The sequence below is a fragment of the Terriglobales bacterium genome, from assembly GCA_035624475.1.
Classification (GTDB): Bacteria; Acidobacteriota; Terriglobia; order Terriglobales; family Acidobacteriaceae; genus DASPRL01.
Window position 1 is genome coordinate 1 of sequence record DASPRL010000131.1, and the last position, 4,188, is coordinate 4,188.

A 4,188-nucleotide genomic window follows, 5' to 3' on the forward strand; every position below is an offset into this window, starting at 1 on the left:
GAGCTGGCCAGCCTCTCCACCTTCAGCGTGACCACGCTGGCGCCCGCGGCCGGCGGCCCCACCCGCACGCCCAGCGCCCTGAACCCGCCGCTGGTGCTGGCCTCGCACCAGTCGCAGGCGCTGCTCGACGACCTCACCGTCACCAACAAGGTCAGCCAGAACCTGCACGCCGAACTGCTGCTGCGCCTGCTGGGGCGGGAGAAGGGCACCACCGGCACCATCGAGGGCGGGCTGGAGGTGGTCAGGGGCTTCCTGACCCAGGCCGGCATCTCGCCCGACGACTACTTCTTCGCCGACGGCTCCGGGCTCTCGCGGCTGAACCTGGTGGCGCCGCGCGCCGTCGTGCGCCTGCTGCAGTACGCCTCCACCCAGCCCTGGGGCCAGCAGTTCCGCCAGACGCTGCCGGTGGCGGGCGAGGACGGCACCCTGGTCAACCGCCTCAAGACGGCGCCCGCGGCCGGACAGGTGGACGCCAAGAGCGGCGCCCTGGGCCACGTCAGCGCGCTTTCCGGCTACGCCACCACCGCCGCCGGCGAGCCCTTGATCTTCTCCATCCTGGTCAACAACACCAGCCTGCCCGGCGCCCGCACCGAGGACCTGATCGACCGGGTCGTGGAGGCCATGGTCAACGACCTGCCCCCAGCCGGCAAGAAGTAGCCCAGCCCGGCAGCAGGCCGACTGACCCGAAGGGCAAGGGCGAAAGGGGCCCATCGGACGGCCCCGCCGGGGTACCCCCGATGCAGTTTTCTGTCACGAAACCATGGCCTTTCGGGGGATTCTGCTCGCCTCTCACCACCCCCTTCGTGGGGGTAGAGCCTCGTAAGATACTTTACAGTCAATGGGATAGAGGGAACGATTCGAGGACGGCGGGCTGGCCCTTAAGATGCACCTGGATGGCGCGAGAGAGGGCTTGTTTACGCCACCCTTCTTCCGTAGTAGGCCCAGGTACGGAGACAGGGAGAGAGAGCGTCATGAAGAGACAGAAGCAGAGTGGTTTCTCGCTGATTGAGTTGCTGATCGTGGTGGCGATCATCCTGATCATCGCGGCCATCGCCATTCCCAACCTGCTGCGCTCGAAGATCGCTGCCAACGAGGCTTCGGCGGTGCAATCGATGCGCGCCATCAACACCGCCGAGATCACCTACTACAGCACTTGGGGCACCGGCTTCGCGCCCCTGCCGAATCTGGGCGGGCCCAACCCCTGCCCCAACCCTCCCACCGCCACCAGCGCGTGCATCCTCGATTCGTTCCTGTCGCAGCCGCCCTTCCAGAAGAGCGGCTATGCCTTCGGCACTCCCGTCCCGGGAGCTTTGGGCACGACGGCATCGCCGAACCTGACCTACCAGGCGAATGCCGACCCCATCGCCGCCGGGCAGACAGGAGTGCGTCACTTCTTCACCGATAACTCCGGGGTGATCCGCTTCAACGCGGCCGCGCCGGCCAACTCCAACGACGCGCCCCTGCAGTAAGGCGGGGAGTTTTTCCGCAACCGCCGCCTCCACCGAGCATCCCATGAGCATGCCCGATCTGGAGACGGCGGTGCTCGGCGGCGGATGCTTCTGGTGCCTGGAGGCGGTCTTCGACCGGGTGCGGGGCGTGATCTCGGTCGAATCCGGCTACATGGGCGGGCACGTGGATCGCCCCAGCTACCGTCAGGTCTGCAGCGGTGAGACCGGGCACGCGGAGGTGGTGCGGATCGCCTTCGACCCCGCGCAGATCACCTTCTTCGATCTGCTCGATGTCTTCTTCGCCATCCACGACCCCACCACACCCGACCGCCAGGGCAACGACGTGGGCACGCAGTACCGCTCCGTCATCTTCTACACCAGCGAGGAGCAGCGCCGCACCGCCGAGGAGAAGATCCGCGGGCTCACCGCCGCGCGCGCCTTCCCCGACCCCATCGTCACCGCGCTCGAGCCCGCCTCGACCTTCTACCAGGCCGAGGACTACCACCAGGAGTACTTCGCCAACAACCCGCGCCAGCCCTACTGCCAGTTCATTGTGGCCCCCAAGGTGCGCAAGTTCCTGGAGAAGTTTGGGGACAAACAGAAGCCTGCGGTAAGTTAGCGGCTCAGTGGGTTGCAGGCCGACGACCGAAGGCCGACGACCGAAGGCGAACCAGCGGCTAGTTCAGGTCGGGCAGGAATGCCGGCAGGATCCCCTCGTACGTCACCTTGGCCTGGCCCAGGCTGAGCACCACGCGCGCCGAGAGCGCGCGCTCCGCCTGCAGGCAGCGGTTGCACAGGCAGGCGTACTCGAGCACCACACCAGGCTCGCGCTCGGCGCGCACCGTCAGGACGTGCCGCACCGTGGTCTGGCAGATGGCGCACCGCCCCCCGCCCTGGCGCTGGAAGCGCAGCTCGGCATAGGAGAGCAGCAGCCGCTCCTGGCGCTGCGCCGGCGCGATCGCGGCACACTCCGCCAGCGCTTCCAGGTACTCCTGGAGGACCTTCGCCGGAACCCCTTGCGGTTTGTTGGGAATCATGCGCCCCGGGAGACGCCGATGTGCAGGCTGTCATCATTCAAGCATGAGCGTCCCGCGGTGACAACCCGAAAGCGTGCGGCCGGTGGTTCGCAGTCACTTGCCGGAGTTACCAGAGGAAGAAGGGGAAGGTCGTGCTGTGGGGCTCGGCTGCGCCTCCGCGGCGCGCCGCGATCGCCAGGTCGAAGGAGCTGCGGAAGGGAGTGGGCTCGAAGAGGCAGGCTTCACGCTCGCGGCGCAGGCGGATGGGCCGCGGGCCTGCCAGCCGCTGCGGGAACTCCACGTTCGTAGCTGCCCCGCAGCACAGGTAGAGCGAGACCAGGTCGCAGAACTGCAGCGCCTGCAGCAACTTCTCCACCTCGGCGGGCGGGCGCCGCTCCCGCTCCCGCAACCGGATGCGGCGCTTGTGCTCGTTCTCGAGGAAGGCGCGCAGGCGGGCGGCGTCCTCGGGGGCGTCGCCTCCGGCGGAGAGATGCTCGTCGGCCAGCCAGCAGAAGTGCTCGCTCACGATCAGCCCGCCGATGGGCGCCACCGACTCTGCCCGGTCGATGGAGGCGCTCCAGGCAGCGACGAACTCCGCTACCGGCATGGCCACGAAGGAGCGCGGCAGGGAAGCGCCCGGCGGTCCGGTCGCGTCCAGCGCGCGCTGGTCGCAGGCCGCCCAGCCTTCATCGTGCAGCGCGATGGCCCGCACCACTTCCGCCGTGACCTCGGGGAGCGCCAGGTTGGCGGCCACGTCCCCTGCGAGCGCGGCGTGGTCGGGTTGGGTGATCAGCCAGCAGTCCTCGCCGGGCTGTTGCTGGGAGCGCAGGATGGCGTTCCAGGCGGGGATGGCGGAAGCAGCGGGCTGGGGCGCTTCCACGTGCGCCGGTCGCAGGATCATGATCGCCTCCCGCAGGATGGCCGCGCTAGCGCCGGCGGACGGCGCGTCGCCGGCCACCCGCCGCGGCCGCGCCCACCGGGCCCGAGCTGGCGGGAGGCTTGCGCATCCCCTCCAGCAGTTCCTTCAGGATGATGGCGCAGTTGTGCTGCTCATCCCGCGAGCCGTACACCAGGGTGAGTCTGGGGTTGCCCAGCGCCATCTGGTAGAGCTCTTCCAGGGCGCGCGAAGCCAGGGGCTCGCGCAGCTCCGCCAGGTACTTCTTGCGGAAGAGCGGCCACTGCACGGGGCGCGCGTGGTACCAGCGCCGCAGCGCATGCGAGGGTGCCAGGTCCTTCAGCCAAGCGTCGAGCGCCGCGCCCTGCTTGCTGATGCCGCGTGGCCACAACCGCTCCACCAGAACCCGCACCCCGTCCGCGGGAGTCGGCTTCTCGTAGGCGCGTTTGACCTCGACAGCCATGGGCTCGCCTACCATAATAGTCGCTTGCCGAAGGCGCTGAAAACCCGCCTGCTCCCCGCCCTGTTCGGCGTTACCTTGCTCGCGTTGCTGGGGATGATGGCCTGCGAAGGGCCTTCGCCCTGGCCGCCGGAGTCCGAACTCCACCTCACCCCGCAGCAGGCGCGCGGCCGGCTGGTCTACCAGGCCCGCTGCCTGGCCTGCCACGAGGCTTACTCCTCCAGCTCGCACCGCGGACCCTCGCTGCAGGGGCTCTTCAAAAAGCCGGAGATGCCCAGCGGCACTCCCGCCAACGACGATCGCCTGCGCGAGGTCATCACCCTGGGCCGCGCCAAGATGCCTGCCTTCCGCAACCTCTCCCCCGAGCAG

The 4,188-nt window shown here is 68.9% G+C and carries 7 protein-coding genes; 4 read left to right on the forward strand and 3 right to left on the reverse strand.

Annotation, left to right across the window (positions count from 1 at the left end; genetic code table 11):
• From dacB to msrA, 3 genes are all read left to right on the forward strand, one after another.
• The coding region (gene dacB, locus VEG08_05635; protein HXZ27467.1) for a D-alanyl-D-alanine carboxypeptidase/D-alanyl-D-alanine-endopeptidase at window positions 1-657 on the forward strand (657 nt) is incomplete at its 5' end.
• A 314-nt stretch (window positions 658-971) separates the two neighbouring features.
• Entirely contained in the window at window positions 972-1,469 is a 498-nt protein-coding gene (locus VEG08_05640) for a prepilin-type N-terminal cleavage/methylation domain-containing protein (protein HXZ27468.1), read from the forward strand.
• 43 nt (window positions 1,470-1,512) lie between these two features.
• On the forward strand, window positions 1,513-2,067 hold the full coding sequence (gene msrA, locus VEG08_05645; protein ID HXZ27469.1) for a peptide-methionine (S)-S-oxide reductase MsrA: 555 nt from the start codon (window positions 1,513-1,515) through the stop codon (window positions 2,065-2,067).
• Window positions 2,068-2,125: 58 nt separating this feature from the next.
• Here the strand turns inward: msrA and VEG08_05650 are convergent, their stop codons facing one another.
• The 3 genes from VEG08_05650 to VEG08_05660 all read right to left on the reverse strand — a co-directional run bounded on the left by VEG08_05650 (window position 2,126) and on the right by VEG08_05660 (window position 3,822).
• On the reverse strand, window positions 2,126-2,485 hold the full coding sequence (locus tag VEG08_05650) for a hypothetical protein (protein ID HXZ27470.1): 360 nt from the start codon (window positions 2,483-2,485) through the stop codon (window positions 2,126-2,128).
• A gap of 106 nt (window positions 2,486-2,591) precedes the next feature.
• Window positions 2,592-3,365: a DUF3891 family protein gene (locus VEG08_05655; protein ID HXZ27471.1), complete on the reverse strand. Its 774-nt coding sequence runs from the start codon at window positions 3,363-3,365 to the stop codon at window positions 2,592-2,594.
• Between the two features lie 25 nt (window positions 3,366-3,390).
• Entirely contained in the window at window positions 3,391-3,822 is a 432-nt protein-coding gene (locus VEG08_05660) for a DUF488 family protein (protein ID HXZ27472.1), read from the reverse strand.
• A gap of 24 nt (window positions 3,823-3,846) precedes the next feature.
• On the opposite strand from VEG08_05660, the gene VEG08_05665 reads away from it, so the two are divergent.
• A partial coding sequence (locus VEG08_05665) for a cytochrome c (protein ID HXZ27473.1) occupies window positions 3,847-4,188 on the forward strand: 342 nt, incomplete at its 3' end.